We start from the raw sequence: 21,029 nt of genomic DNA, 5'->3' as shown, positions 1-21,029 counted from the left end.
GTCCTTCTCCAGCAGCAACCTTATGCCGGTGGCTCCGCCGGCGCAATCAGTGAAAAAACCCGTCCTCCTGCTGCTTCGTGGCTACAAGGTGGCCATCAGCCCCCTGCTGGGCCAGCGTTGTCGCTTCTATCCCAGCTGTTCGAGCTACACGATGGAGGCGATCGAACGCTTCGGCGTGCTGCGCGGCGGCTGGCTCGGCGCCAGGCGCATCGCCAGGTGCCACCCCCTCCACCCTGGCGGACCCGACCCGGTCCCCGAGACCTGGAACCAGGAAAAAGACCCCGAATGAAGCCGTCGCGCCTGCCGGACCTCCCCGCCATCGATCGCGCCCTGCTGTGGCCGCTGTTCGCGCTGCTGGCCCTGCTCGCGGCCGGCGCAGCCGCCAGTCCCGTGCAGCTGCCCGATGCCGTCGCCCAGGGCGACCTGGTGATCGGCCGCACCGTGCCCGGCAGCGAGGTCGCGTACGGTGACACGACGCTGCGCGTGGACCCGGAAGGACGCTTCGTCTTCGGCGTCGGTCGCGACGAAGCGGGCCCGGTCAGCCTGGTGGTGAAATTGCCCGATGGCCGCCTTGAAACCGCCCAGCGGGCCGTGACCAGGCGCGAGTGGAAGATCGAGCGCGTGGACGGCGTCCCGCAGCAGACCGTCACCCCGGACCCGGCCATCGCCGCGCGCATCGCCCGCGAGCAGGCCGGCGTGGTCGCCGCCCGCGAGCGCGACGACGACCGCAGCGACTTCGCCAGTGGTTTCGAGTGGCCGCTCAAGGGCCGCGTCAGCGGTGTTTATGGCAGCCAGCGCATCTACAACGGCACGCCGCGCTCACCGCACTCGGGCCTGGACGTCGCCGCACCCTCGGGCACGCCGATCCGTGCGCCGGCGGCCGGCGTGGTCACCTTCGCCGACGCCGACCTGTACCTGACCGGCGGCACCGTGCTGCTCGACCACGGCCACGGCGTCAGCTCGAATTTCCTGCACCTGAGCCGCATCGACGTCGCGGTCGGCGACCGGATCGAGGCCGGCCAGGTCATCGGCCTGGTGGGCGCGACCGGCCGCGCCACCGGCCCGCACATGCATTGGGGCATGAACTGGTTCGGCGTGCGCGTGGATCCGCGGGCCGTGCTGGAAAAATGGCCCGCAACCGCCGGCACGCTCGGGACATCCCCGCCTGAATGAGCGCGGCGGGAGGCGTATGCTTGGATCGTCAGTCGCCAGGAGCCCGCGCATGAGTCCCGCACTCCCCCGTCTGCTGGCCCTGGGCGCCCTGCTGGCCGCCCTGGCCTCGCCGGTCGCGGCCACCACGCCGCAGGGACGCCAGCTGCTGGACGCCGAACCGGCCATGGACCACGTCCCCGCCGAACTCGACCGCCGGATGGTCGAGGCCGTGGACCGCAACATCGAAATGCTGCGCCGCGAAGGCCGCCTGCCCGCCAAGTCCGCCGCCAAGGTGTCCGGCCTGGTCTGGCCGATGGGTCCCGCCACCGGGCCGGCCGCCGAATGGCACGCGACCTCGGGATTCGTCGACCTCAACCCGGCCTTTCCCGGCCAGCTGCGCGACTACACCTGCGGCACGCGCACCTACGACACCGCGGCCGGCTACAACCACCGCGGCATCGACTACATCCCCTGGCCGTTTCCCTGGCACCTGATGGACAACGCGCCGGTGGACATCCGCGCGGCGGCGCCGGGCACCCTGATCGAAAAGCGCGACGGCGCCAGCGACCGCGCCTGCAACTGGGACGGCCCGGACAACGCCAACTACGTGATCGTGCTGCACGCCGACGGCAGCATCGCCCGCTACCTGCACATGAAACGCGGCTCGGTCACCCCGCGTCCCATCGGCAGCGCCATCGCCGCCGGCGAGGTGATCGGCAAGGTCGGCAGTTCGGGCATTTCCAAGCTGCCGCACCTGCACTTCGAACTGCGCGCCACCAACCACGTCAACGCCCCGGTGATCGAAGCCCACCAGGGCGCCTGCAACGCCAGCGCCTCGACCTGGGCGAACCAACGTCCCTACCGCGAGCCCCGGCTGCTCAGGCTGTCCACGCACTCCGCCGACCCGCACTACCCCACCTGTCCGGACACCACCGAGATCGCGCGGTTCAAGGACCGCTTCCAGCCCGGCGAGTCGATGACCTTCCTGGCGGCCTATCGCGACCTGCAGCGCGGCCAGGCCAGCCAGTTCCGGGTCATCGACGCCGATGGCCAGGTATTCGCCAGCTGGAGTTTCGACACCGCCAACGACCCCGAGGTGACCACCGACTACGTAACGGGCGGCTACTGGACCTGGAGCCACCTGCTGCCGGCCGACGCGCGGCACGGACTGTGGACCTACGAGGTGCAGTTCCAGGGCACGACCACGCGCCATGCGTTCCGCGTGGGCAACACCACCAGCGCCATCGGCGACATGCGTGGCCTGGTCGGCGCCTGGTACGAACCGGCGACATCGGGCCAGGGCTTCGAACTGCATTGGCTCAACGACCAGACGGCGCTGCTGTTCTTCTACGGACACCACGACGATGGCCGCAATTTCTTCGTGCTCGGCCAGCGCGACGGCCGCTTCGATTTCGGCCAGGAAGTGGTGTTCGACCTCTACCAGACGCTCGGTGGCCGCTTCACCGGCCTGGACCCCGACGACATCACCCGCCCGGCCTGGGGCCAGGCGCGCATCACGTTCGTCAACTGCGAAACCGCGGTGGCCGAACTCGACGGCATCGATGGCACCCAGGTGCTCAATCTCGAACGGCTCGGCCGCACCGACGGCCTGGACTGCCAGTGATCGCCCGGCCCGGCGCCGCTACGCGGCGTATGATCGCCGCAAGGATCCAGAGGAACCCCACCATGATGCGCAGCCTCGCCTTTCTCGCCCTCGCCGCCTTGCTGGCGATGCCTGCGCAGGCCACGCGGCCCGATGGCGGCCACGCGCTGGAAGACGGTGATATCGCCGACCACGTGAGCGCCGCCATGGACGCCCGCCTGGCCGAGGAAACCATCGCCAACATCGCCCGCCTGCGCAGCGAGGGCCGCCTGCCCCAGGCGCGGCCCAAGGTGGCGGGCCTGGTCTGGCCCTTGGGCCCGGTGGACGGTGCCGGCACCGACCTGCATGGCATCTCCAACTACGTCGACCTGGATGCGGCCTACCCGAACCGGGTCCAGGACTACACCTGCGGCACCCGCAGCTACGACACCAACAGCGGCTACAACCACCGGGGCATCGACTATTTCATCTGGCCCTTCGCCTGGCACCTGATGGACGGGGGCGTGGTGGACGTCCGCGCCGTCGCACCGGGCACCCTGGTCGGCCGCGGCGACGGCAACAACGACCGTTCGTGCTCGTTGAACGCGCCCGACACGGCCAATTACGCGATCATCCTGCATGCCGACGGCACCGTCGCGCGCTACCTGCACTTCAAGACCGGGTCGGTGACCACGCGCCCGATCGGCTCGGCGATCGCCGCGGGTGAAGTCATCGGCAAGGTCGGCAGCTCCGGCATCTCGACCGGCCCCCACCTGCACCTGGAGATCCGCGCCAACGAAACCGCCGGTGCGGCGGTCATCGAGCCGCACACCGGCGCCTGCAACAACGTCGCGTCCGGCTGGCTCGACCAGCGTCCCTACCGCGATTCGAAGATCAACCAGGTTTCCACCCACGCCGCCGCACCCACCCTGCTGGGCTGCCCGCAGGTGGGCGTGATCCAGCACAACACCGACGTGCCGCGCTACAAGGACCACTTCCAGCCGGGCGATCCGATCACGCTGCTGGCGGCCTACCGCGACCAGGCGCGCGGCCAGGTCACCCAGTTCCGGGTGCTGCGACCGGACCAGAGCGTATTCACCGCCTGGAACTTCGATTCGGCCGACCAGGGAGCGCCCTCGGTCTACAACGCCAGCTACTGGTACTGGAACAACCAGCTACCCGCCAACGCGCCCCACGGCCAGTGGACCTTCGAGGCCACCTACCAGGGCGAGACGAAGCGGCATTTCTTCCGCGTCGGCGACACCACCACCGCCATCGCCGACATGCGCGGACTGATCGGCGCCTGGTTCGAACCCGCCACATCGGGCCAGGGCTTCGAGCTGCAGTGGATCAACGGCAATACCGCGCTACTGTTCTTCTACGGCCATCGCGACAACGGCGACAACATCTTCCTGGTCGGCCAGCGTGACGGGGCCTGGGACTTCGGCCAGGAAATCACCTTCGACCTCTACGAAACCCGCGGCGGCCGCTTCAATGGCCTCGACCCGGCGGCGATCCAGCGGCCGACCTGGGGCCAGGCCCGCATCACCTGGGTGAGCTGCGAGGTCGCGGTGGCCGAGCTCGCAGGCACCGACGGCACCCAGGTGCTCAACCTCGAGCGCCTGGGTCGTACCACCGGCCTGGACTGCAACTAGCCCCAGGCACCGGGCGCCGCGTCAGCGCGGCGCCAGGCCTTCCGGCAGTGCCGAATAGCCGCCGGCGACGCCCTTGGTGGCCACGGCCACGGCGTCGTGCGGATGCAGGCTTTCCAGGTGCGAGGCGCGCAGCCAGAAGTCGCTGATGCGCTCGTCGTCCTGCAGGGCCGCCTTGATCCGGCGCGCGGCGTCTTCGCAGAACATCAGGTTCTGTCCGTTGAGCAGGGCGAAGGCCTGTTCGTCCACGCGCTTGACCGCGGTCTGGACCGGGGTCTTGAGCGCGGCCTCGATGCGGTCGATCGCATCGATGACCGGGAAGTCCTGGAACGAAGGCACCAGGCGCAGCTTGACTTCGGCGTGGCTGCGCTGGCTGTGCGGCGTCGCCCGGATGCCCTGCTCGGTGCCCAGCCAGGCCAGGACGGCGTCGCGGTCAAGCGGCTTGCCCGCTGCGAAATCAGCCTCGAATTGTTCCTGGATGAGCTGGCGCGCCAGCGCCGCCGAGCACGGGCAGGTGCTCGAGTACGCCACCGAGAGCCCAAGTTCCACGGCGAAATGGCCCCGGTCCATCACCGCGGTGATGGTGACCGGATAGGCCTTCCAGCCGCTGTTGTCGCTGGCCAGCGCCGGGCGCCGCACCAGGTGCTCGAAGCGCAGGCTCACCATCGCCCGGTCCGACAGCCCCGCATGCGAGTCGAGGAACTCCTTGAGCAGCCGCCGCAGCGACGTCGGCGTGGCCGGTTCGCTGGAAAGCAACTTGTCCACGTGCAGGTACAGGCGCGACATGTGGATGCCGCGCACGTCCGGCTGGGCCAGGTTGACGAAGGCGTTCACCCGCGCGGCGGCGGTGGACTGCCGGCCGCCGTCGCCGACCAGCGTCACCGGCATCTCGATTTCGCCCATGCCCACCCAGTCCAGCGCGCCGGCCAGGGCGGCGCGGGGTTCATTGGCCACGTCGGGCAGGACGCGGGCGGTGTTGTCGAGGTTGCTCGGGGCCAAGGTGGCTCTCCTTTCCGGTATTGCGAACACGCTAGGTGGGGGGTAGTGCAGGCTACGTCAAGTCCGGGCCCCATTCAGGGCATCGCGACGCAACGTTGCATTTCAGGGGCGGCGCGCCAGTCGCCAGGCGCGCAGCAGGGTGGCGAAGGGGCCCGGCGGATCGAAACCGCGGCCCTTGGCCAACCGGGCCAGCCGGGCACGGTCGAAGCCGGTCCGCAGCCGACGGAACTGGCTGTCGTGCGTATCCGCCGGCGGCGATGCCGCCAGCAGTTCGGCCGCCCAGTCGCGCAGCAGGGCGTCACCCTGCCCTGCCGCGACCTCGGCGGCGCTGAGTCCATGCCGCGCCAACAGGCGCATCGGCAGGCCGGCCTGGTCGTCGCTGGCCAGGCCCTCGGGCAGGCGGAACAGCAGCAGGTGCACGGCAACCGCGTCGGCGTCCTGCGGTGCCGGCCGGGCATCGAACACGCCGGCTTCGGTGGCGGCGATCGCCGCGGCCAGCGGCGCCAGCCGGGCCAGCGCGGCCGGGGTGTCGCCAGGGCGCGCGTCGTGCTGCGGCAAGGCCAGCAGCGCGTGTACCAGCGCCTGCCAGGGTGCGGTGACTTCGCGCAGCGGCGCCGTCACCGGGTGGCGACTGCGGCCTTCGGCCAGGCCCAGCAACTCTTCCGCCCACCACTGCCCTTTCACCTCGGCCACGCGGGCGTCGGAGAGTTCGAAGGCGGCCTCGCGCAGTTCATGCAGCAGCGCGCCCCAGGCGCGGTAGCGCTGGCGCAGCGCCGGCGGGCAGAAGACCTCGGCCTGGGCCATCTCCGGCTCGCGCCGCTGCCATTTGGCCACGAAGTGTTCGATCGCGTCGGTGCGCGGGCTGTTCACGGCAGGTGTTCCAGCACCTGGCTGGCGTGCGCCGAGACGTGGTCGGCCTGCCAGCGCAGCGGATCGTCGCCATCTTCGCGATAGCCCCACAGGGCGGCCACGCACGGCATGCCGGCGGCACGCGCGGCCTGGACGTCGCGCAGGTCGTCGCCGACGTAGAGGCATCGTGCCGGTGCCACGTCCAGCGCCGCGCAGGCGTGCAGCAGGGGGGCCGGGTCGGGCTTGCGCGTGGGCAGCGTGTCGCCGCCCACCAGCACCGCGCAACGGCGGCGCCAGCCGAATCCTTCGACGACGCCGCGGGCCAGGCCTTCGGGCTTGTTGGTGACGATGCCCCAGCGGATGCCGCGCGCGTCCAGCGCCGCCAGCAAGGCCTCGACCCCGTCGAACAGCGTGCTTTCCCGGACCAGGGCCTCGCCGTAATACCGCAGGAACACCGGCAGCAGCGGCTCGCGCTGCGGTTCGCTCAGGTCCGGGAACGACACCGCCAGCATGGCACGGCCGCCCTTGGACACGACCTGGCGCAGGCGTTCGTAGGGCACCGGCGGCCGGCCATGGTCGGCCAGTACCCGGTTGGCGGCGGCGGCCAGGTCGGGCGCGCTGTCCACCAGGGTTCCGTCGAGGTCGAACAGCACCACCGCCGGCGGCAGGCTCATTCCGGTTTCACCGCGCAGGCCAGGTAGTTCACCGCCGTCGGGCCGCCGACCCAGGCCTTGCGCCGAACCGGGTCGTAGGCCAGGCCGCTGACGTCCTGCAGGGACAGGCCGGCCGCGCGCAGCCAGGCGCCGAGCTCGGAGGGTTTGATGAACTGCTTGTAGTCGTGGGTGCCACGCGGCAGCAGGCGGGCGATGTATTCAGCGCCGACGATGGCCAGGGCGAATGCCGCCGGCGTCCGGTTGAGCGTGGAGAGCAACAACCGGCCGCCGGGCTTGAGCAGGCGGGCGCAGGCGCGCAGCACCGATGCCGGGTCCGGGACGTGCTCGAGCATTTCCATGCAGGTGATCGCGTCGAAGTGCCCGGGCATTTCCGCCGCCATCGACTCGACGGATTGCAGGCGGTAGTCGACGTCCAGGCCGGACTCGAGCAGGTGCAGGCGGGCGACCTCGATCAGTTCGGGCGCGAGGTCGAGCGCGGTGGTGCGGGCGCCTTCGGCCGCCAGCGCCTCGCTGAGCAGGCCACCGCCGCAGCCGACGTCCAGGACCCGGGCGCCGGCCAGGTCGATCCGCTCGCGCACGTAGCCCAGGCGCGCCGGGTTGAGTTCGTGCAGCGGCCGTTGCGGGCCCTGCGGGTCCCACCAGCGCCGCGCCAGGGCGCCGAACTTGTCGAGCTCGGCCTGGCTGACATTGGCCGCGGCGCCGTTCATGCGCCGCCCCGCAGGCCGGCGATGCGCTCGCGCCAGCGCCTGGCCTTGGCGCGGATGGCGTCGGCATCGAGGTCGAGCAACCTGCCGCCGGCGACACGCGCCTTGCCGGCGACCCAGACGTCGCAGACCTGGTGGCGGCCGGTGGCGTACACCAGCTGGGAGATCACGTTGTGCAGTGGCTGGGTTTCCAGCGGCGACAGGTCCACGCAGGCCAGGTCGGCGAGCTTGCCGGGCTCGATCGAGCCGATCGCGTCACCCAGGCCCATGGCCCGGGCACTGCCCAGGGTCGCCGCGCGCAGGGCGCTGGCGGCGTCGAGCGCCGAGGGGTCACCCGCCACGCCCTTGGCCAGCAGCGCCGCGGTCCGCATCTCGCCGAACATGTCCAGGTCGTTGTTGCTGGCGCAGCCGTCGGTGGCGATTCCCAGGGTGATGCCGGCCTTTTGCAGCTTCGCCACCGGGCAAAAACCCGACGCCAGCTTGAGGTTCGATTCCGGGCAGTGCACCACCGACACGCCGCGCTCGGCGCACAGGGCGATCTCGCCGTCGGTCAGGTCGGTCATGTGCACCGCCATCAGCCGGTCGTTGACCAGGCCCAGGCGGTCGAGCCGCGCCAGCTGGCGCATGCCATGGGTCTTCATCGCCTCGACGTTTTCGTTGGCGGTTTCGTGGATGTGGCAGTGCACGACCAGGTCGAGCTGGTCGGCCAGCATGCGGATGCGTTCGAAGGCCGCGTCGTTGACCGTATAGGGCGCATGCGGCACGAAGCACAGCGATACCAGCGGATCGCGCCGCCAGTTGTCGTGCACTTCCAGGCCCTTGTCGAAATATTCGTCCTGGGTGCGCGCCCAGGCGGTCGGGAAGTCGATGACCGGCAGGCCCACCATGGCCCGGAACCCCAGGCGCGAATAGGTGCTGGCCTGCACGTCCGGGAAGAAATAGTTCTCGGCGCAGGCGGTGGTGCCGCCGCGCAGCATCTCGGCCACGGCCAGCTCGATGCCGTCGGCGACGAACTCGGGGCCGATCACCTGGCCTTCGACCGGCCAGATGTGTTCCTGCAGCCACACCATCAGCGGCAGGTCGTCGGCGACACCGCGCAGAAGGGTCATCGGGTTGTGGCAGTGGCTGTTGACCAGGCCGGGCATGAGCGCGGCCCCGGGTCGCGACACGACCTCGGCTGCGCTGTAGCGTGCCCGGGCCTGTTCGCGCGGCAGCACCGCGAGGATGCGGCCACCAGCAATGGCCACGGCATGGTCTTCGAGCACCACGCCGGCCGGCTCGACCGGGACCACCCAGCCGGCTTCGATCAGCAGGTCGCAGGCCTGCGGCGCGGTACTCGTCGTCATCAGGTCACTTGACCCGGGAGACGTACTCGCCGGAGCGGGTGTCCACCTTGATCACTTCGTCCTGGTTGACGAACAGCGGCACGCGCACCACCGCACCGGTCTCGAGCTTGGCCGGCTTGCCGCCGCCGCCCGAGGTGTCGCCACGCACGCCCGGATCGGTTTCGACGATCTTGAGCTCGACGAAGTTCGGCGCCTGCACGGAAATCGGGGTGCCGTTCCACAGGGTGACCACGCAGTCTTCCTCGCCCTTGAGGTAGTTCCGGGTGTCGCCGATGCCGGCTTCGTCGCACTGCACCTGCTCGAAGGTGTCGGGGTCCATGAAGTGCCAGAACTCGCCGTCCGCGTACAGGAAACGCATGTCGGTATCGACGACGTCGGCGGCCTCGAGGCTGTCGGTGGCCTTCATGGTCAGCTCGACCGTACGGCCGGACTTGATGAAGCGGTACTTGATGCGGGTGAAGGCCTGGCCCTTGCCCGGCTTGACGTATTCGGTGTCGGTGATCACGCACGGCTCGCCGTTGACGATGATCTTCATGCCGTTCTTGACGTCGTTCATGCCATAGCTGGCCATGCGTTGCTCCTGAGTGTCGCGGTTACAATGGGTATAGCCGCCTATGATAACCGCCCCCGCCCCTACCCTGCAGCCTGAACCGTCCGCCCCGCCGGGGCGGTGGCAGCAGCTATGGCGCGAGGCCGTCCGCGACCCCGCCGAACTGCTGGGCCTGCTGGGCCTGGACGAGCTGGCCGGGCGCCTGTCGCCGGAAGCCGGCCGCCAGTTCCCGCTGCGCGTTCCCCGGGGATTCGTCGGCCGTATGCGCCATGGCGACCCGCACGACCCGCTCCTGCGCCAGGTTCTTCCGCTGGACGACGAGGACCGGCAGGTACCGGGCTTCGGCCTGGACGCCGTCGGCGACCTGGCGGCCGGCGGTGGCACCGGCGTGATCCACAAATACCAGGGGCGGGTGCTGCTGGTGGCCACCGGCAGCTGTGCCGTGCACTGCCGGTACTGCTTCCGGCGGCATTACCCCTACGCCGAACAGACGGCGGCCGCCGCCAACTGGCGCGAAGCCCTGGACTACCTGGCCGCCGACACCAGCGTCAGCGAGGTGCTGCTGTCCGGCGGCGACCCCCTGTCGCTGTCCACCGCCAAGCTGGCCGAGTTCACCACCGCCCTGGCCCGGCTGCCGCACGTACGCCGGCTGCGCCTGCACACCCGGCTGCCCGTGGTCCTGCCCGAGCGCGTGGACCAGGAGCTGCAGGCCTGGCTGGCCGGCCTGCCCTGGCCGGTGGTCGTGGTCATCCATGCCAACCACGGCAACGAAATCGACCAGGACGTGAGCGCCGCCCTGGCGCGCCTGCGCGACACCGGCGCGCACCTGCTCAACCAGGCGGTGCTGCTGCGCGGCGTCAACGACTCGCTGCCGGCGCTGGCAGGCCTCTCGGAGCGGCTGTTCGCCGCCGGCGTGCTGCCCTACTACCTGCACCAGCTCGACCGCGTCGCCGGCACCGCGCACTTCGAAGTCCCGGACGACCGGGCCCGCGAACTGCACGAGGCGCTCGCCGCCTCGCTGCCGGGCTACCTGGTGCCCAGGCTGGTCCGTGAAGTGGCCGGGGCACCGGCCAAGACCCCGTTGTAGAACCAAGGCCGGACCTTCGGACAGGATGTTGCCCCCGGCGGCATTCTGGTATTGTCTCAATCCCCCCGTGCAAGCCATTGATACGTAAAGGAGTGCCCCGGATGGCACAGCAGGATGCCGTGATCCGTTTGCTCCTGGTGGAAGACCGCCTGGACGACGCCGAACAAATCATCAGCCACCTGCGAAACGGGGGCATGGCGGTGCGTCCGCAGCGCCCCGAATCCGAAGACGAACTGGTCGAACTGCTGGCCAAGCAGAGCGCCGACATCGTCATCGCCGCCTTTGAAGCGAAGTACCTGCCACTGGCCACCGTGCTCGAGCGGGTCACCGCCACCGGCAAGGACATCCCGGTAATCGCCTCGGTCACCACGCTTGACGAAAAAGTGGCGCTGGCGGCCCTGGCCGCCGGCACCCGCGACGTCGCCATCCGTGGCCGCGCCGAACACATCCAGGCGGTGGTGCGCTCGGAGTTCTCCGCGCTGCAGGCGCGCCGTGGCCTGCGCCACCTGGAAGCCTCGCTGCGCGAAACCGAGCGCCGCTGCGATGCGCTCATCGCCTCCTCGCGCGACCCGATCGCCTACGTGCACGAGGGCATGCACATCCGCGCCAATGACGCCTACCTGGAAATGTTCGGCTTCGAGGACTTCGAGGAAATCGAAGGCCTGACCGTGCTCGACCTGGTCGCGCCGGCGCACGCCGACACCTTCCGCCAGCTGCTCAAGAAGATGAGCAAGGGCGAAGCGCCGCCGCGCCAGCTCGAACTGCAGGCCCAGCGCGCCGACGGCAGCGTCTTCGACGCGGTGATGGAGTTCACCCCGGCCACCTACGAAGGCGAGAACTGCCTGCAGATCGTCTTCCGCCAGCAGGCGGTGGACGCGGAAATGGTGAAGGAGCTCGACACCCTTCGCCAGCGCGACCAGCTCACCGGCCTGTTCAATCGCCAGCATTTCATGAGCGAGCTCGAAGCCGCCGTGATGCGCGCCACCGAAGGCAAGGACAAGCAGGCCCTGCTGCTGGTGGAACCGGACCACTACGAGAACCTGCTGGCCGAGATCGGCCTGGCCGGCGCCGACGAACTGATCAAGGGCGTGGCCGACCGGCTCACCGGCGCGCTGGACAAGGACACGATGCTGGCGCGCATGAGCGACCACGGTTTCGCCGTGCTGTGCCTGGCCCACGACCACAACCAGAGCCAGAAGCAGGCCGAACGCATCCGCGAGGCCTTCAAGGACCACATCCTCGAGCTGGGCGAGCGTTCGGTGAACCTGAGCGTCAGCGTCGGCGGCGTGCAGATCGGCGAACGCATCGCCTCGGTCACCCAGGTGATGGGCAAGTCCAGCCAGTGCCTGGCGTCCTGCGAAGGCATGGGCGGCAACCGCATCGAGATCTTCGACCCGGCCGCTCGTGACCGCGCCGAGGAAGAGCGCATCCAGGCCTGGGTGCTGCGCATCCGCGAAGCCCTGGCCGGCGACCAGTTCGTGCTGCACTACCAGCCGATCATCAGCCTCACCGGCGCCGAGGAAGAAAACTACGACGTCTACCTGCGGATGAAGGGGCCGAGCGGCGAAGTGATCCCGCCGGTCACCTACCTGGCCATCGCCGAAGAACACGGCCTGCTCGACGACATCGACCGCTGGGTGATCAGCCACGCCATCGGCGTCATCGCCGAACGCGAGAAGGCCGGCAAGACCACCAACCTGTTCGTCAAGATCACCCCGGCCTCGCTGGTCGAAGGTGGCCTTGAAAAACACATCGCCGAACAGCTCAAGGCCCATGGCGTGGCCGGCGAGCGCCTGGTGCTGCAGATTCCGGAATCGAAGGTGTTCACCCACCTCAAGTCACTGCAGTCGTTCCAGAAGTCGGTTTCGGCCATGGGCTGCAGGCTGGCCCTGGAACAGTTCGGCACCGGCCTGAACTCCTTCCAGATGCTGACCCACTTCGACCCGGCCATCCTCAAGATCGACCGCAGCTTCATCACCGAACTGGGCAAGAACCCGGACGTTCAGAAGCAGGTGCGCGGGATCGTCGAAAAGGCCCACGCCGAAGGCAAGCTGGCGCTGGCGGAGTTCGTTTCCGATGCGTCCACCATGAGCGTGCTCTTCGGCATGGGGGTCGACTTCGTCGAAGGCAACTTCCTGGCCACCCCCGGCCCGCAGATGAACTACGACTTCGGCTGAACCACCCTCAGATCGTCGCAGGCATCTTGCGCAGGGCGTTGATGCGCTCGGTCAGCGGCGGATGGGTCATGAACAGGCGGCGCAGGCCGTGGCCGACCGCGCCGGAAATGCCGAAGGCGCGGACTTCGCTCGGCAAGGTGGTCTGGCCGTAGGTCTGGTTGAGCCGCTCGAGCGCGGCGATCATCTTTTCGCGACCGGCCAGGCGGGCACCGCCCGCATCGGCACGGAACTCGCGCCAGCGGCTGAACCACATCGCCACCACCGAGGCGAGCACGCCGAAGATGACGTCCAGCACCAGCACCGTGATGAAGTAGAACGGGCCCGTGCCGCCGTCCCGGTTGCCGCTCAGCGCCGCGTCGATGACCCGGCCGACGATGCGCGACAGGAAGATCACGAAGGTGTTGAGCACGCCCTGGATGAGCGCCATCGTCACCATGTCGCCGTTGGCCACGTGGCTGACTTCATGCGCCAGCACCGCCTCCGCCTCGTCGCGGGTCATGCTGCGAAGCAGGCCGGTGGACACCGCCACCAGCGCGTTGTTGCGGCTCGGGCCCGTGGCGAAGGCGTTGATCTCCGGCGCATCGTAGATGCCCACCTCGGGCATCGCGATGCCGGCCGCTTCGGCCTGGCGCTTCACCGTGGCTTGCAGCCAGGCTTCGCCTTCGTTGCGCGGTTCGGTGATCAGGTGCAGGCCGGTGCTGCGCTTGGCCATCCACTTGGAAATGGCCAGCGAAATGAAGGCGCCGCCGAAACCAAACACGGCCGCGAACAGCAGCAGCGCGCCGTTGTTGCCCAGGGTGACGCCGAAGACGTTCTGCAGCACGCTCATCACGATGCCCAGCAACACCAGCACCGCGAGGTTGGTGGCAATGAATAGTCCGACTCGCTTGAACATGGGGTCTCTCTCGTGGGGATGGCGGCTTCGCCGCCGTTCTGGGGTTAAATTGTCTCAGTGACGGTTAAATTCAAGTCGTGATGAACCCAGACCCGCCCTACCGGGGCCGCTTCGCACCCTCGCCGACCGGTCCGCTGCACTTTGGCTCGCTGGTCGCGGCGCTGGGCAGCTGGCTGTTCGCGCGCCGGGCCGGCGGCCAGTGGCTGGTCCGGATCGAAGACCTCGACCCCCCGCGTGAAGTTCCCGGCGCGGCCCGGCAGCAGTGCGCCGCGCTCGAGCGATTCGGCCTGGTGCCGGACGCCGTCCCCTGGGTCCAGTCCACCCGCGGCGACGCCTACGCGGCGGCCGTGGACAGCCTGCTGGCTGCTGGCCATGCCTTTGAATGCCACTGCAGCCGTAGCGACCTGGCGGCGGTCGCCGGCATTCACAAACGCTGCGTGGGAAGGCCCCGGCCCAGGCGATCGCCGGCAGTGCGCCTGCGCGTCCCCGAAGGACGCCTTGGCTTCCAGGACCGCATCCAGGGCGAATTCAGCCAGGACCTCGAAAGCGAGGTCGGCGATTTCGTGCTGCGCCGGGCCGACGGTTTCTGGGCCTACCAGCTGGCGGTGGTCGTCGACGACGCGGCGCAGGGCATCACCGATGTCGTGCGCGGCGCCGACCTGCTCGATTCCACGCCGCGGCAGATTTACCTGCAGCACTGCCTGGGCCTGCCGACGCCGGGTTACGCGCACCTGCCGCTGGTGCTCGACGAGCAGGGTCTCAAGCTCGGCAAGTCGCTGGCCGCCCTGCCCGTCGATGCGCAGGCGCCCCTGCCGGCACTGCACGCGGCCTGGTGCTTCCTGGGCCAGGAGCCACGATGCCTGCCCCGCGCCGGGCACGCCGCCGATGCGCTGGTGGCGGCACTGCCCCACTTCGACCCGGATCGCATTCCGCGCACGCGCCCGCTCGCCCCGGTCGCAGGCGCGTGAAGGCCGCGGGCCGCTTGCTTGCATCCCGGCGACCGCTGGGGGATGCTCCGGAGCCCGCCTGCCGTCGCGAACTTCCGGTGCCCTGCATGTCGCATGTCCGCATCATCAAGAAGTACCCGAACCGCCGCCTTTACGACACCGAGATTTCCAGCTACGTCACGCTTGAGGACGTCCGCCAGCTGATCGTGGACGGCGAAAACTTCGTGGTGCGCGACGCCCGCAGCGGCAACGACATCACCCGGCCCGTGCTGATGCAGATCATCGCCGAGCACGAAGAGCACGGGCAGCCGATCTTCACCACCGAGCTGCTGACCCAGGTCATCCGCTTCCGCGGCGACTCGATGCAAGGCCACCTGGGCAGCTTCCTGGAGCGCAGCCTGCAGTTCTTCCTGGAACAGCAGCAGCAGATCCGCGGCCAGATCGGCCAGCTCGTCGGCCAGGCGCCCTGGGCGCTGCTCAACCAGCTCGCCGAGCGCAACCTCGATATCTGGCGTTCCTTCCAGCAGGGCCTGGGCAGCGGCGGCGGTGTGTCCGGCACGACGGCCCGCAAGACGACGCGCACGCCGAAATCCCGCGCCCGCTGACGGCCCCGCGCCGCGCCTAGAGTTCGCGAACCACCCGGAAGCCCAGCCGGGCATTGGTGGTGTCGGCCGGCGTCGACTGGCGGTAGGCAGAGCGCGCGCGATCGAGTGAACTGGCCCAGGACGCGCCGCGGATGACCCGGTCGCTGCACCCGGGGTTGACCCAGGCACTGCCGTCGCGCGGTGCCCGCCGGTAGCTGTCGTGCCAGCAGTCGAGCACCCATTCGCTGACGTTGCCGACCAGGTCGAAGGTGCCGAAGGCTTCCGCCGGGTAGCTGCGCACCGGCGCTGGCCCCCAGTGGCCGTCGTCGTAGCCGGGAATCGCGTTCGCCCACTGTCGCTTGAGCCGCGACTGGTCACCGTCGCCGGTCAGGTTGCCGACCACGCGGGTCGGCGTCCCGTTGCCCCAGGGCCAGGCTTCGTCGCGTCCCGCGCGCAGCGCATATTCGAACTCCGCCTCGCTGGGCAGGCGGTAGCGCTGGCCGGTCTGGGCCGATAGCCAGGCGGCGTAGGCCTGGGCGTCTTCGAAGGCCACGTGCACCACCGGCAGGTCGGGCTTGGCCGGGGCGCCGGCGTAGTCCCGCCGCCAGTCGACGCGGCCGTGTTCACCCATGACCCCGCCCTTCTCGTCGTACACCGTGGAGCGACCGCGGCGGGTGGCCAGCGAACGATGGCCGCTGGCTTCGACGAAGGCGCGGAAGTCGGCCACGGTGGTTTCGTTGCGGGCGATGGCGAAGCCGCGCTCGAACGAAACCGTGTGTCGCGGGCCTTCGTTTTCCAGCCGTCCGCGTTCGTCCTCGGGCGACCCCATCCTGAACTCGCCATAGGCCAACACCACCATCTCCGGTGCCTCGCCGCCGGAGGCCAGCGGTTCGCGGAACACCTGGCCGGGACGGAAATGCCCGTAGTGGCGCGCCAGCTCGATGCGTTCGCGCAGGCTGTCCAGGCCCTGCGCCTGCAGCGACACCTGTTCGGCTTCTTCCAGGCGTCGCGCCGCCAGCTCCAGGTCGAGCGCGTCCACGGCCGCGTGGCCCTGGGCGAGCAGCGTTTCGGTGCGTGCCTGGCGCAGTTCGACGATGCGCGCCAGCATGTCCTGCATGGCCGCCGAATCGGGCACGATGCGGGCGGCCTCCGATTGCAGGCGTTCGGAGGCCGGGTAGTCGCCGTTCTGGGCCGCGGCAAGGGCGCGGTCCAGGTGCCGCGCCTGCAGCCTGGCCAGGCCGTCGCTGGCCGGCAGGTAGTCGGGGAATGCGCGCAGCGCGCTGCGGTAGGCCGCCACCGCACCCTCGCCTTCGGGCTTGAAGATGCGGTTGGCCGCGGCGCGGGCTTCGGCCAGGTGCACCGCGTCCTGTGCCCGGCGTGCGGCGGCCAGTGCCTCGCGGTAAGCCGCGAGGTCCGGATGCTGCGGTTGGGCGCGCGCCGCCAGCCGCTCGGCACGTTCGGCGTCCACGAAGCGCCCCTCGGTCAGGGCGACGCGGCCGCGACGCAGGACTTCCGCCAGGATGCGTTCCACGCCAGCCAGCGCTTCTGCGTTGTCCCCGTCGGTCGCCAGCACGCCCAGCAGCCATTCCATGGCACCCGGCTCCGGATCCGGCGCCGGTGCGGCTTCGGCACTGACGTCACCCGGCGCGTCCGGGGCGGTTTGCGCCGGCGGCACGCCGGCCAGGTCCGCCGGCGGCACGAACAGCCGGCCCTGCGCCTCCGCGTCCCTGGCGGCGGCCAGCGCCCGGCGGATGCCGTCGCCGGCGACCGCGGGAACGTCCGGCGTCCAGGCCGGCACGTCCACTTCCTCCGGTCTCGGCGCCAGCACCACCTCGCGCTCGAGCTCTTCGGGGTCGACCGTCACCGGCGCCGCCGGGGTGCCGGCAGTGGTCGGGTCGGATTCGGACTCACCGCCGCAGGCCGCGAGCAGCAGGGCGGCCAGCAGTCCGACCGGCAGGATTCTCGCGAGCTTGGTCATCATCTTCGGGCGCGGGCGCCCTTCGGCCTCGGTTCGGTCTGGCGAGCCGAACTTAGGCTAAGGTGCCGGCTCCTGGCAACCAAATGGACCCCCGTGACTTCCTGGATCGACCGCCCCGACGCCCTGTCCGAACGCCTCGCCCGCTGGGCCGGCCAGCCCCTGGTGGCGCTGGACACCGAATTCATCCGTGAACGCACCTATTACCCGCAGCTGGCCCTGGTGCAGCTTTCGGTGCCCGACGAGATCCTGCTGGTGGACCCGCTGGTCCCGGGCATGGACGCGGCCCTGCGGCCGCTGCTGGTCGACGCTTCGGTCACCAAGGTCATGCACAGCGCCAGTGAGGACCTGCAGGCGCTGCAGCGCGGCTGCGCCGCCCTGCCGGCACCGCTGTTCGACACCCAGGTCGCGGCGGCGATGTGCGGACTGGGCGCCGGCCTGGGCTACCAGAAGCTGGTGGAACAGGTGACCGGCGTGCAGCTGGCCAAGGGCGAGACCCGGTCGGACTGGCTGCGCCGGCCGCTGAGCGATGCCCAGAAGGAATATGCCGCCGACGACGTTCGCCATGTGCATGCCCTGCACGCCTTCCTGGACCGGGAGCTGGCCGAGCGCGGTCGCCACGCCTGGCTGCAGCAGGACGCCGAACGCGCGCTGCACAACGCCGCCGATGAATCCGACGATCCCTGGCCGCACCTGGCCGTTCGCAGCGCCCAGTCGCTCGATGCCGAAGGCCAGGCGCGCCTGGTGCGGCTGCTGCGCTGGCGCGAGGGCCAGGCGCGTCGCAGCGACAAGCCCAAGAGCTGGGTCCTGGACAATGAACTGGCCGTGGCGCTGGCACGCCGGCCGCCCCGCAGCCTCTCGGAGTTCCACGCCACGCTCGACCGCCACCCCAAGGCACCGCGCAAGGCCCGCGGCGAGCTCTGGGACGTGCTGTCACCGCCCCTGGCCGACGGCGAAACCGACTTGCCGCTGGCCCTGGGCGACAGCCTGGACAAGGCCAGGGTCAAGGCCATGCAGCAGGCGGTGGCCACCCTTGCCGCCGAACATGGGCTGCCCGAAGGCCTGCTGTGCTCCCGCAAGCACCTTGAGGCCCTGCTTTCCGGCCGCGGCTGGCCCGATGCCCTGTCCGGGTGGCGCCGCGAGCTCCTGGCACCGGCCCTGGAGCCCCTGCTGGCCAATGGCTAGCCTTCGCCGCCACATGTCCTTATAATTTCCCGACCTTCCGTGGGGGGGTAGCTCAGCTGGGAGAGCGCATCGTTCGCATCGATGAGGTCGTGGGTTCGATCCCCATCCTCTCCACCACGAATTCCGGAAAGGGCCAGGAGCAATCCTGGCCCTTTTTCGTTGCGTCGCGCCTTGCCCCGTGCCTCCGGCGACTCCCATACTGGATCGGCGACCCTTGCCGGAGTCCGGATCCATGCCGATGAATCGACTGCCGACGGTCCTCGCCTTCGTGCTCGCCGGCTTGTCGGCAGCGCTGCTGGCCTGTGGTTCGCCGGGTCGCGCCGAAACCCCCGGCGTGCCTCCCGATCCGGCCGGACCGATCAGGACGCCGATACCGGTTTCGCCGCGGTCTGCCCTCGTGGCTGCCCTGCTTTGCGACGTACCCGACCCGCTTGGCGTCCTGCGGGAACTCGCCGCCGGGCCCGAGGCCGCCGCGGCCGACGGCATGACCGTCCTCAGCAATGGGCGGGACGGCCTGGAGGAGCGGATAGAGGTGAGACTCTCGCCGTCCCTGGCGCTGCCGATCGGCAACGGCAATGCACAGGTCCGATCCGTGACCCTGTCCTTCGATCCCCCGGTCCCTGGCTTCGGCGCACTCGTTTACGCGCACGTCCAGGGCGACGCCGGGGCGGCCATCGAGTCGCTGGGACTGCAGCCACGGACCAGTCATCCCGCCGCCATTGCCGATTGGGTGCGCCCGGCCGGCAAGGACGCCCAGGACGGCGCCTTCGCCGACTGTCCCGACATGGTCGGCCTGCACGAGCTCGCCCCTGGCCGCTACCTGCTCGGCTGCGGATGGTGCAACGGCTGAAACCCGGCGGGACGAGCGGCTTGGTAAGGAACGACCGGGCCCGGCCGGCGCCGCGTCCAGGAGGCAACCATCGGGACCTGGGCAATCCCCGTGATTGGCCCCGCCCCTGCCCCCCATGAGACAATCTCGAAGTTAAGCCGCAGGCCCGCCCCGGCGGGCCGCATGGCCCCGTAGCTCAGCTGGATAGAGCATCCCCCTCCTAAGGGGAAGGTCACACGTTCGAATCGTGTCGGGGTCGCCATTCCAAAGGCCGAACCACGGCCCCCGTTTCCGGAGTATTCAATGACCCACGCAGTCCTTTCCGCCCTTGGCCTTTCCGGCCAGGAATCCGGCACCTACCTCGGCCACGGCGAGTGGTCGCAGACACGCGATGCCGGCGTCATCGAGCCGGTCAACCCGGGCAATGGCGAGGTGCTGGGCAAGGTTTATGCGTCCTCGCAGTCCGACTACGACACCATCGTCGAGCGCGCCCAGGCCGCCTTCAAGGTCTGGCGCAGCACCCCGGCCCCGCGCCGCGGCGAGGCGATCCGCCTGTGCGCCGACGCGCTGCGCACCCACAAGGACGCCCTGGGCTCCCTGGTCGCGCTGGAAATGGGCAAGTCCAAGCCCGAAGGCGACGGCGAGGTCCAGGAGATGATCGACATCGGCGAATTCGCCGTCGGTCTCTCCCGCCAGCTCTACGGCCTGACCATGCACTCCGAGCGTCCCGGCCACCGCATGTACGAGCAGTACCACCCGCTGGGCATCGTCGGCATCATCTCGGCCTTCAATTTCCCGGTCGCGGTCTGGGCATGGAATGCCTTCGTGGCCGGCGTCTGCGGCGACATCTGCATCTGGAAGCCCTCGCCCAAGACCCCGCTGTCGGCGATCGCCTCGATGAAGATCTGCAACGAAGCGCTGCGCAAGGGCGGCTTCCCGGACATCTTCTTCCTGTTCAACGACGGTGGCACCGACCTGGCCCAGGCCTTCGTCGACGACAAGCGCATCCCGCTGATCAGCTTCACCGGCTCGACCAAGGTCGGCCGCCACGTCGGCGAGCGCGTTGCCCGCCGCATGGGCCGCAGCCTGCTCGAGCTGGGCGGCAACAACGCCATGATCGTCGACGCCACCGCCGACCTGAAGCTGGCCATCCCGGCCATCGTCTTCGGCGCCGTCGGCACCGCCGGCCAGCGCTGCACGTCGACCCGTCGCGCCTTCATCCATGAATCGATCTTCGACGACGTGCTGGCCAAGCTCGTCGCCGGCTACAAGCAGGTAGAAAAGAAGATCGGCGATCCGACCGACCCGGCCAACCTGATGGGTCCGCTCAACAGCAAGGACGGCGTGCAGGCCTACCTGGACGCGGTCAAGAAGGCCCAGGCCGCCGGCGGCAAGGTTGAAACCGGCGGTGCCGCGCTCGACCGCCCGGGCAACTTCGTGCTTCCGACCATCATCACCGGCCTGAAGAACAGCGACGAGATCGTGCAGCACGAAACCTTCGCCCCGATCCTGTACGTCATGCCCTACTCCGACCTGGACGAGGCCATCGCCATGCAGAACGACGTGCCGCAGGGCCTGTCTTCGGCGATCTTCACCCAGAACCTCAAGGCCGCCGAGCAGTTCCTGGCCGCCTGGGGTTCGGATTGCGGCATCGCCAACGTCAACATCGGCACCTCCGGCGCCGAGATCGGCGGCGCCTTCGGCGGCGAAAAGGAAACCGGCGGTGGCCGCGAATCCGGCTCCGACGCGTGGAAGGTCTACATGCGCCGCCAGACCAACACCATCAACTACTCCGACGCGCTGCCGCTGGCACAGGGCATCAAGTTCGACCTCTGAGGCTAC

The 21,029-nt window shown here is 69.8% G+C and carries 19 protein-coding genes and 2 tRNA genes; 13 read left to right on the top strand and 8 right to left on the bottom strand.

Translation table 11 applies throughout. The features are described from left to right. Positions 1-49: 49 nt before the first annotated feature. The 4 genes from yidD to N788_RS00270 all read left to right on the top strand — a co-directional run bounded on the left by yidD (position 50) and on the right by N788_RS00270 (position 4,389). Complete coding sequence (gene yidD / locus N788_RS00285; RefSeq protein ID WP_034219829.1) at positions 50-289, top strand: membrane protein insertion efficiency factor YidD; 240 nt, start codon at positions 50-52, stop codon at positions 287-289. Continuing rightward, positions 286-1,173, top strand: coding sequence for a M23 family metallopeptidase (locus N788_RS00280; protein WP_051924188.1), 888 nt, complete (start codon positions 286-288; stop codon positions 1,171-1,173). The genes yidD and N788_RS00280 overlap by 4 nt, the downstream gene beginning before the upstream one ends. A 49-nt stretch (positions 1,174-1,222) precedes the next feature. Further along, on the top strand, positions 1,223-2,776 hold the full coding sequence (locus N788_RS13655; RefSeq protein WP_051924187.1) for a peptidoglycan DD-metalloendopeptidase family protein: 1,554 nt from the start codon (positions 1,223-1,225) through the stop codon (positions 2,774-2,776). 62 nt (positions 2,777-2,838) lie between these two features. Beyond that, a complete protein-coding gene (locus N788_RS00270) occupies positions 2,839-4,389 on the top strand; it encodes a M23 family metallopeptidase (RefSeq protein WP_034219826.1) in 1,551 nt (516 codons plus the stop codon). A 21-nt stretch (positions 4,390-4,410) separates the two neighbouring features. Here the strand turns inward: N788_RS00270 and folE2 are convergent, their stop codons facing one another. The 6 genes from folE2 to efp form a co-directional block, all read right to left on the bottom strand. Beyond that, complete coding sequence (folE2, locus tag N788_RS00265) at positions 4,411-5,385, bottom strand: GTP cyclohydrolase FolE2 (protein ID WP_034219823.1); 975 nt, start codon at positions 5,383-5,385, stop codon at positions 4,411-4,413. Positions 5,386-5,487: 102 nt separating this feature from the next. Continuing rightward, positions 5,488-6,255 carry an isoprenoid biosynthesis enzyme family protein gene (locus tag N788_RS13650; protein ID WP_051924186.1) on the bottom strand — a complete coding sequence of 256 codons (768 nt, stop codon included), beginning with the start codon at positions 6,253-6,255 and terminating at the stop codon, positions 5,488-5,490. After that, on the bottom strand, positions 6,252-6,908 hold the full coding sequence (gene gph / locus N788_RS00255; RefSeq protein WP_034219821.1) for a phosphoglycolate phosphatase: 657 nt from the start codon (positions 6,906-6,908) through the stop codon (positions 6,252-6,254). Before gph ends, N788_RS13650 begins: the two co-directional genes overlap by 4 nt. Beyond that, a complete protein-coding gene (gene ubiG, locus N788_RS00250; protein WP_034219820.1) occupies positions 6,905-7,615 on the bottom strand; it encodes a bifunctional 2-polyprenyl-6-hydroxyphenol methylase/3-demethylubiquinol 3-O-methyltransferase UbiG in 711 nt (236 codons plus the stop codon). The genes gph and ubiG overlap by 4 nt, the downstream gene beginning before the upstream one ends. Next, positions 7,612-8,958: a TRZ/ATZ family hydrolase gene (locus N788_RS00245; protein ID WP_034219818.1), complete on the bottom strand. Its 1,347-nt coding sequence runs from the start codon at positions 8,956-8,958 to the stop codon at positions 7,612-7,614. Before N788_RS00245 ends, ubiG begins: the two co-directional genes overlap by 4 nt. Before the next feature lie 4 nt (positions 8,959-8,962). Then, positions 8,963-9,529, bottom strand: a complete 567-nt coding sequence (gene efp, locus N788_RS00240; protein WP_034219815.1) for an elongation factor P — start codon at positions 9,527-9,529, stop codon at positions 8,963-8,965. A 43-nt stretch (positions 9,530-9,572) separates the two neighbouring features. Between efp and epmB the strand changes: the two genes are divergently transcribed. Both epmB and N788_RS00230 read left to right on the top strand, forming a co-directional pair. After that, a complete protein-coding gene (gene epmB / locus N788_RS00235; protein WP_034219813.1) occupies positions 9,573-10,595 on the top strand; it encodes an EF-P beta-lysylation protein EpmB in 1,023 nt (340 codons plus the stop codon). Positions 10,596-10,696: 101 nt separating this feature from the next. Then, positions 10,697-12,772: a GGDEF/EAL domain-containing response regulator gene (locus N788_RS00230; protein WP_034219810.1), complete on the top strand. Its 2,076-nt coding sequence runs from the start codon at positions 10,697-10,699 to the stop codon at positions 12,770-12,772. Between the two features lie 7 nt (positions 12,773-12,779). On the opposite strand, the gene htpX is transcribed toward N788_RS00230, so the two are convergent. Next, positions 12,780-13,667 (bottom strand): protease HtpX, encoded by an 888-nt coding sequence (gene htpX / locus N788_RS00225; protein WP_034219808.1) that lies wholly within the window; start codon positions 13,665-13,667, stop codon positions 12,780-12,782. Positions 13,668-13,747: 80 nt separating this feature from the next. Here htpX and gluQRS point away from each other — a divergent pair, with 80 nt between their 5' ends. Then, positions 13,748-14,635, top strand: coding sequence for a tRNA glutamyl-Q(34) synthetase GluQRS (gene gluQRS, locus N788_RS00220; protein ID WP_034219805.1), 888 nt, complete (start codon positions 13,748-13,750; stop codon positions 14,633-14,635). Positions 14,636-14,721: 86 nt separating this feature from the next. After that, positions 14,722-15,219: a polyhydroxyalkanoate synthesis repressor PhaR gene (gene phaR, locus N788_RS00215; RefSeq protein WP_051924185.1), complete on the top strand. Its 498-nt coding sequence runs from the start codon at positions 14,722-14,724 to the stop codon at positions 15,217-15,219. Positions 15,220-15,235: 16 nt separating this feature from the next. Here phaR and N788_RS00210 read toward each other — a convergent pair whose 3' ends face one another. Beyond that, on the bottom strand, positions 15,236-17,176 hold the full coding sequence (locus tag N788_RS00210; protein WP_034219803.1) for a formylglycine-generating enzyme family protein: 1,941 nt from the start codon (positions 17,174-17,176) through the stop codon (positions 15,236-15,238). A 93-nt stretch (positions 17,177-17,269) separates the two neighbouring features. Between N788_RS00210 and rnd the strand changes: the two genes are divergently transcribed. The 5 genes from rnd to amaB all read left to right on the top strand — a co-directional run bounded on the left by rnd (position 17,270) and on the right by amaB (position 21,023). After that, complete coding sequence (gene rnd, locus N788_RS15005) at positions 17,270-18,358, top strand: ribonuclease D (protein ID WP_034219800.1); 1,089 nt, start codon at positions 17,270-17,272, stop codon at positions 18,356-18,358. Positions 18,359-18,399: 41 nt separating this feature from the next. After that, positions 18,400-18,475 (top strand) — tRNA-Ala (locus N788_RS00200). A gap of 115 nt (positions 18,476-18,590) precedes the next feature. Then, entirely contained in the window at positions 18,591-19,208 is a 618-nt protein-coding gene (locus N788_RS00195) for a hypothetical protein (protein ID WP_034219798.1), read from the top strand. 164 nt (positions 19,209-19,372) lie between these two features. Then, positions 19,373-19,449, top strand: a tRNA-Arg gene (locus N788_RS00190). Positions 19,450-19,490: 41 nt separating this feature from the next. Then, the gene (gene amaB, locus N788_RS00185) at positions 19,491-21,023 is read left to right on the top strand and encodes an L-piperidine-6-carboxylate dehydrogenase (protein ID WP_034219796.1); all 1,533 of its coding nucleotides are present in this window, start codon (positions 19,491-19,493) and stop codon (positions 21,021-21,023) included. The last annotated feature ends 6 nt before the right edge of the window (positions 21,024-21,029 follow it).

It is taken from the genome of Arenimonas donghaensis DSM 18148 = HO3-R19 (assembly GCF_000743535.1).
Classification (GTDB): domain Bacteria; phylum Pseudomonadota; class Gammaproteobacteria; order Xanthomonadales; family Xanthomonadaceae; genus Arenimonas; species Arenimonas donghaensis.
This window is presented reverse-complemented; position numbering and strand designations above follow the sequence as displayed.

What these genes read in the sequence shown, in the direction of transcription:
- gluQRS (WP_034219805.1), top strand. Translation starts at nt 13,748, where the DNA reads ATGAACCCAGACCCGCCCTACCGGGGCCGCTTCGCACCCTCGCCGACC.
- N788_RS00210 (WP_034219803.1), bottom strand. Translation starts at nt 17,176, where the DNA reads ATGACCAAGCTCGCGAGAATCCTGCCGGTCGGACTGCTGGCCGCCCTG.
- phaR (WP_051924185.1), top strand. Translation starts at nt 14,722, where the DNA reads ATGTCGCATGTCCGCATCATCAAGAAGTACCCGAACCGCCGCCTTTAC.
- N788_RS00280 (WP_051924188.1), top strand. Translation starts at nt 286, where the DNA reads ATGAAGCCGTCGCGCCTGCCGGACCTCCCCGCCATCGATCGCGCCCTG.
- N788_RS13655 (WP_051924187.1), top strand. Translation starts at nt 1,223, where the DNA reads ATGAGTCCCGCACTCCCCCGTCTGCTGGCCCTGGGCGCCCTGCTGGCC.
- gph (WP_034219821.1), bottom strand. Translation starts at nt 6,908, where the DNA reads ATGAGCCTGCCGCCGGCGGTGGTGCTGTTCGACCTCGACGGAACCCTG.
- N788_RS00245 (WP_034219818.1), bottom strand. Translation starts at nt 8,958, where the DNA reads ATGACGACGAGTACCGCGCCGCAGGCCTGCGACCTGCTGATCGAAGCC.
- amaB (WP_034219796.1), top strand. Translation starts at nt 19,491, where the DNA reads ATGACCCACGCAGTCCTTTCCGCCCTTGGCCTTTCCGGCCAGGAATCC.
- N788_RS00195 (WP_034219798.1), top strand. Translation starts at nt 18,591, where the DNA reads ATGCCGATGAATCGACTGCCGACGGTCCTCGCCTTCGTGCTCGCCGGC.
- efp (WP_034219815.1), bottom strand. Translation starts at nt 9,529, where the DNA reads ATGGCCAGCTATGGCATGAACGACGTCAAGAACGGCATGAAGATCATC.
- ubiG (WP_034219820.1), bottom strand. Translation starts at nt 7,615, where the DNA reads ATGAACGGCGCCGCGGCCAATGTCAGCCAGGCCGAGCTCGACAAGTTC.
- epmB (WP_034219813.1), top strand. Translation starts at nt 9,573, where the DNA reads ATGATAACCGCCCCCGCCCCTACCCTGCAGCCTGAACCGTCCGCCCCG.
- N788_RS00230 (WP_034219810.1), top strand. Translation starts at nt 10,697, where the DNA reads ATGGCACAGCAGGATGCCGTGATCCGTTTGCTCCTGGTGGAAGACCGC.
- htpX (WP_034219808.1), bottom strand. Translation starts at nt 13,667, where the DNA reads ATGTTCAAGCGAGTCGGACTATTCATTGCCACCAACCTCGCGGTGCTG.
- N788_RS00270 (WP_034219826.1), top strand. Translation starts at nt 2,839, where the DNA reads ATGATGCGCAGCCTCGCCTTTCTCGCCCTCGCCGCCTTGCTGGCGATG.